We start from the raw sequence: 534 nt of genomic DNA, 5'->3' as shown, positions 1-534 counted from the left end.
GCAGCTGGGACCTGGCGGGACGGCTGAAGACGGAAAAGGCCGGGGAGATGACCTCGCGCTACCGCAGCTGGCGCTACGGGGAGGATGACCGGCTGGAGGAGCAGTCCGGCAGCCTGCCGGGCAACCGTCAGTGGGAGTGGGACGCCGCCGGGAACCCGCTGGACGCGGGCACCAACGCGGGCGGCCCGTCAGCGCAGAGCGGCACGCCGCGCCGGGACACGCCGGCCCGGTCCGGCACGCCCGGCAACGACGACCTGCCGGAGATGTGGCGCAATCTGTATGCCGCCCACGGGCTGACCGGGGAGGGCAGTGCGCCGGAAGCGGGCGTGACCGGGGAGCCTGGCCGGCGCTACGTGGCCCATAACCGGGTGACGCGGCTGGGCGAGGTGGAATGGCGCTACGACGTACACGGGCGGGTAATCGGGAAACGCGAGCCGGGACGGCACCTGGCGCTGGAGTGGAACGGGGAGCACCGGCTGGCGAAAGTCACGGTGACGCCGGACCGCCCGGCGATGCCGCAGACGGTGGTGCAGT

1 pseudogene is annotated in these 534 nt (G+C 73.2%); it reads left to right on the top strand.

Going from position 1 to position 534, the window contains the following annotated elements:
* Window positions 1-534 (top strand): annotated as a pseudogene (locus F3J40_RS24625) (hypothetical protein); the annotation flags it as partial.

Origin of the sequence: Candidatus Pantoea multigeneris (assembly GCF_011752615.1) — a bacterium.
Lineage (GTDB): Bacteria > Pseudomonadota > Gammaproteobacteria > Enterobacterales > Enterobacteriaceae > Pantoea > Pantoea multigeneris.
This window is presented reverse-complemented; position numbering and strand designations above follow the sequence as displayed.